The organism is Arthrobacter sp. H14, from assembly GCF_000520495.1.
Classification (GTDB): Bacteria; Actinomycetota; Actinomycetes; order Actinomycetales; family Micrococcaceae; genus Arthrobacter_C.
Map to the genome: position 1 here is coordinate 7,696 of NZ_KI914678.1, position 5,223 is coordinate 12,918.

The window sequence follows — 5,223 nt, forward strand, 5'->3', positions numbered from 1 at the left end:
ATCTGCTCACGAGTCCCTCCCGCCACAGGTCCACGATTTCGGCCGGTATTCCCGGGACAGGTCGGGACAGTGCGAATAAACGCGCGTTGCCGGCCGAAACCACTTGCGCCAGTATTGCCGCGCTGCTCCCGTCCAACACATGGGCGTCATCAACGATGACGATGGGAATCAAAGGTCCACTGTCCTGCAACCGCCTCAGGGAGCGGGTAACGCTTCGGATTACAGCAAGAGGAGAGCTAATGTCTTCGACCGAAATTTCCTTCAGAAGCGGGGCCAACGCACCAAACGGAACCGAGGCTAACGACGGGCTCGCCGATAGACGTACGAGAGGGAAGCCGGAACCGAGAAATTCCTCCACGGCCTTAGCCACGGCCGACTTACCGACCCCGGCTTCGCCCACCACCCACATGCCGATACCGCCAAGAGTCAGAAATTCAACGATTGAGCCAACAACCGCGGATCGTCCCACCAAAGACTTCATCCCACCGGAACTGGCGTTGAACCCGTCCGTGTCCATCTGCTAAGTCAGCATCTCTTCGAGTTCTCCCCGGCCATCGACATGCAACTTCGCATATATGCGGTACAGGTGCCCTTCGACGGTGCGGACCGAAACGCTCAGAGTATCGGCGATGGCCCGACTGGTTGTTCCCTTTGCAGCTAAAGAGACAATTTGCCGCTCCCCGGGAGTGAGTCCCGGTATCAAGGACCCGTGACCGGGATTATCTGGGTCGCCATGGGCTGTATAGATCAACCGCCTCGCAGCCTTCACATGGTCTGCGTTCGCGGACGTCCCTGCACAATCCAAAACCGATTGCGCTGCGTCGCGGCACCACTTACCGTGGCCGATGGAGCGTGCCATCCGTGACGCCTCAAGTAGTTGTTCCGGATCGCGGAACGCCATGCCCCGGCCATATAAGCCACATAATCTGGCAAATGGTCCTTGAGCCTTCTCAGCCGTTGCCGCCAACCGTTCAGCGCTCTCATGATGTCCGAGACGGACAACTGCGCTGAGGGAGAATAGCTCAAATGCCACGGCCCCGTGGGAACGACATTCGTCAGCGTGGTTGAGTAAGCCGGCCCTCACCTGCTGTGGTGATGTCAGCGCACTTGAAGCCAACGTCACGAAGTAATCGACGGCGCGTTGGACCGGCCAGGACGCCTTTATCTCATGTTGATCAATTTCCTCCAGAAGAGCCTTTAACTCTTCGGGAACGTCCTCAAGACAGTAGGCATACGCGGCCGCGGCGAGGGCGAGCACCACTAATTCATGCAAACCCCTCGCCCGCAACTGATCGATGGATGGCAGCAACAGTGCCAGCGCTTGACTTCCGCGGCCACTGTGGACGTGCAGGATCCCCTCATATACCTCGTCCCTTGCCACCGAGCCGTGTGGCTGCGATTTGCGATTGATATCCAGGATTTCGGCGCACTCTGCCCAGCGGCCTGCCAATAACAGGCTCTCAAGTAACGGTGCTTCTGAAGGCCCCCTCAGTGACTCGGGAGGGTTGTGACGGTCAAGGAGGTGCACCAGGTCTCCGGCCAGCTGAACGCCATCTTCCTGACGACCCGTGACCGCCCACACTTCGCTGAGCCAGAAACCGACCGAATATCGGAATGATTCCGAAGTGGAAAGGTCATGGAACATCTTCTCCAGCACCTCGCCGATCTCGGCGTAACGGCCCTCAGAGACCCAAAACTCGATCTGCATGAGGCCGACCTTTTCGGACAAGCGCGCCAGCTCCGGTGTCCAGGCGCCGGCCCCCCTGGCTCCGTCGAGGCGCGTCCGTACGTCTTGCAGTGCGTTACGAGCCATGGAATGTGCATGCGGGTCGTTTCTAGAGAGAAGGACACAAGCGAGCGTCAAGTCCACCCAATTCGCAAAAGAGGGTTCTGAATTATCTGCCAGGAGACGGCTCACGACTCTGTGCGCATCGGCGAATTGGCCTTTGGCAGTCAGCGCCCGAATTTCCTCGGTGGCCGCCTCCGGATGTCTCTTCTGCTCCCCATCGAGCATCCCCAGGCACCTAAGGGCCATATCCGGCGCCTGCAACTCATTGGCTTCCTTAGCCGCAGCCACCGCCAGGACAGGGTCCAGTGGGCCACCGCAGTTAAGCGTCCATGTAGCGAAAGCAAGAACGTTTATCGGAGGATAAGGACGCCCGGAACCCGCTTCCACGAGTTGCTCCCGCAGCTCACACGCGCGCCCTTGCGGCACGTTGCGCCTGATGGCATCCGCGACGAGAGCATGCTTAACCCGAATTGAACGCTCCACACCCGCTTCAGTTTCCAGAATTCCCTGTTCCTCGAGAGAATCAATATCTGGCTGCCCGGCGACTTCCTCCAACAAATCCAACGGCAGCGAACCCGCCAAGGAAACCACCTCCACGATCTTCAATTGCTCCCGAGTTAGCCGGTTCAAGCGCGTTACCATAATGTCCGCGACCTGGCGGCTTTGCGCGGCGACCGGTGCGGCTAACAGCCACCCGCGATTGCTATGGACAAGGTTGCCGGAAACCAGCTGCTCGTGCGTAAGAATGTGAAGGAACAGCGGATTGCCGCCACTGAACGTCCACAGTTCCTGGACCGTCGAGCGGGACAGCGGCCCCTGTAACTCTTCGCGGAGCAACTGCATGGTTTCATCCAAGCTCATAGGAACGACATCCACCCTGCTCAAGGATCCGTCCGTCCACAGATGCGAAATTTCCTGTGGTGCACGGCTCATGCTCTCACAGGCACAAAGCAACACCACGGTCTTCTGCGCTGCCAACTGCGAGATCACAAGTGCTGAGAAGTCATCCAGATCTTGAACGTTATCGACGAAGAGAACGATTCTTCGACGCCCTGCCCGATGGGTCAGGAATCGGGCTAACCCCCGCAGCAGAAGCAGTGGATGAGTCAAATCCTGATCGTCCAGTTCGCTGAGGAGAACACCGAGTGCGCCGTATGGCACGTCAGATAGGGATGGCGTCCCGCGAACCTGAAATGAGACAGTCGAATCCGCCAGCAGTCCGAGGACTCGGTTAGCCAAGCTCGTCTTTCCCAGGCCCGGGCCGCCCACCAAGATAACGCTTCGACCCGATTGAAGCTTGGCAGCAGTCTCATGGACAACGCCAGCGCGCCCGACGAAGGGCCAAGGGGCATACTCGAGTGTCACGGATCATCTTCTCCAATAAGCGGCGGTGTTATCGATGTCGATGATGTGCTTCCACCGGGAGCATGCAGAAATTAACATGCTCGAATGCTCCACCAACGACCTTGCAAAAACCTGCCGAACTACGCGGAGAGAGATATAGGAAGCCCGGAGTGAGGTTTCTCGAACATTTAACTAAGACGCCGGGATGGTTGAATGGAAGCATGTCCTATTGCTCGGGAAAGTTGAAGTTAAGGGGCGCGCGGCGAGCAGCTATAGATGCTGTGTGCCGCCGCTCCGGGGTGTGTGCGCACCAGCTGCTTCCCGGACACCAATGGCGCACGAATCCTACTGGGAGTCTGGTTCTTCGCTAGGCTCCGGTGGTTCGTTCTCTGTAGGAAAATAGGCTTCTAAGGCCACGGCTGGAATGCGAAATGATCGGCCAAAGTGCACGGAAGGCAGCTCCCCCGAGTGGACTCGTCGATAAACAGTCATTTTGGAGACGCGTAGCATCGAAGCAACCTCGTCAATGGTGAGAAACTCAATACTTCTGAAGTCTCGCGCCATTATCCGCGCCATGACTGGTGCTGACAAGCGGATAATTCTTGATGTTCCATGTGGCCCCCCACGCTGGTAGCCATTCGCAACGGTACAGCTGCACTCAGAACGGCTATGACAACATTCTAGTAAGATTCAGCACGGAAGTGTAAGCTCCGCGATGCTCAATGAGTCAACAGTGATGATGGAGAAGGTTGCTTTACGTGCCTGACCCTTGAGTCAACAGACACTGCCCGCAGTTGTCATTCTCGCGATCTGTCGGCCCGTAGGGCAACCGCATCAACGCGTTGCTGGACGGGCGGACATGACTTCATAGGAGCCTGAATTCACGCAAGTCCCGTCACTGTTCTGTCTGCCCGACCGCCCAGCAGCCATCACCGGTACTGATCAGGCCCCGAACACTGGGTTCACCGATGGCCAGTTCCGCCGCGACATCTTTAACCGACAGGAACCGCGGCCCCGGCCGGCCCCCTGTCGGTGGTGCCTGGCCAGGCGAGTCTGGTTCTTCTGCTGGATTCTGGTGCCCGGTCATGCCTTGTCTCCGTTATTGCCCCGGGCGGTGGGTGGTTCCGGTGTGGTGATCCGGGCCAGGACCGCGTCCATGGCCGTTTGCACCGAGGATGCCGTCGCCTGCGCGGCCGCGAGCTGTTCGCGCAGCTCAGCGTTCTGGCTCCGGACCGTTTCCAGTTCACCGCGGGCGGTCTGTGCATCCTGCTCCGCATTCTCTGCCCGGGCCGCAGCGTCGGCACGGGCAGTCTCCGCTGCCTCCAGTGCGGTACGGTGCTCCGTTTCGGCACTGTCGGCGGCGGTGACCAGTTCGTCGATCTCCTGACCCAGCGCCTTTTTCTCGGCCTCCCACGCCGCCTGCGCGGCGCGGTGGTCCTCCCCCGCCATCCGGACCGCTTCGGTCCAGATGGTCCCGGCCAGTTTCTGTGCCTGATCGGTCAGCGCGCCTGGCGCGGCGACAACGGCTGCCGTGGCCGCATCCGCGTCGTCCTTCCACTGCCGCAGGTAGCGGGAGGCGTCCGCCATGGACACCCCGGCCACCTCACGCACGGCCGTGACCGTGGGGACGCGTTCGGCGCCGATACGCTCGGCCGCGGCGTATACCCGCTCTTTGCTGCTCTCTGCCATGGCTTCCCTCCGCCGGACCAGTACGTTTAGTAGTAAGTATATTACTACTATTACTACTTTATCAGCCTATCCGCCAAAGTAGCGGGGGCAGATACGGTTCCCCGCTGTGCAGACTGCCCGGGGGACCCGATCGGCCGGCTAACCCGGCCAACGCTCACTACGGTGCTAAAAGACCGGCGCAGCCCCAGTGATTCCGGCTGGAGTCTGATGAACTTACTTCCAATGAAAGGGACCGGGAGCTGCACCACCAGTTCCCGGTCCCCATGTTTCTTTCTTGTTTTTTCCTGCGAAAGGAAAATCTATTGGCCGCGGTGCCGTTCTTCCTCGCGGGTGCGGCGGCCGGTGCGGAGCTCTCCGGCCGCTACCGGCTCCCATGGCCGCCGGCCGTTGTGTTTGCGTTG

Annotated in this window: 4 protein-coding genes; all 4 read right to left on the minus strand. The window is 59.6% G+C overall.

Features of this window, described 5'->3' with window-relative positions; all coding sequences use genetic code 11:
* Positions 1 to 517 (minus strand): AAA family ATPase (locus Y707_RS27140; RefSeq protein ID WP_035782377.1); only part of this gene is annotated, 517 nt, incomplete at its 3' end.
* Positions 518 to 520: 3 nt separating this feature from the next.
* Complete coding sequence (locus tag Y707_RS0117415) at positions 521 to 3,154, minus strand: helix-turn-helix transcriptional regulator (RefSeq protein WP_026536025.1); 2,634 nt, start codon at positions 3,152 to 3,154, stop codon at positions 521 to 523.
* Between the two features lie 324 nt (positions 3,155 to 3,478).
* Complete coding sequence (locus tag Y707_RS30095; protein ID WP_081744972.1) at positions 3,479 to 3,697, minus strand: helix-turn-helix domain-containing protein; 219 nt, start codon at positions 3,695 to 3,697, stop codon at positions 3,479 to 3,481.
* A 519-nt stretch (positions 3,698 to 4,216) separates the two neighbouring features.
* On the minus strand, positions 4,217 to 4,822 hold the full coding sequence (locus Y707_RS0117425; RefSeq protein WP_026536027.1) for a DNA-binding protein: 606 nt from the start codon (positions 4,820 to 4,822) through the stop codon (positions 4,217 to 4,219).
* Positions 4,823 to 5,223: the final 401 nt, after the last annotated feature.

Coding starts and splice junctions, on each gene's coding strand:
- Y707_RS30095 (WP_081744972.1), bottom strand. CDS start 3,697: ATGGCGCGAGACTTCAGAAGTATTGAGTTTCTCACCATTGACGAGGTT.
- Y707_RS0117425 (WP_026536027.1), bottom strand. CDS start 4,822: ATGGCAGAGAGCAGCAAAGAGCGGGTATACGCCGCGGCCGAGCGTATC.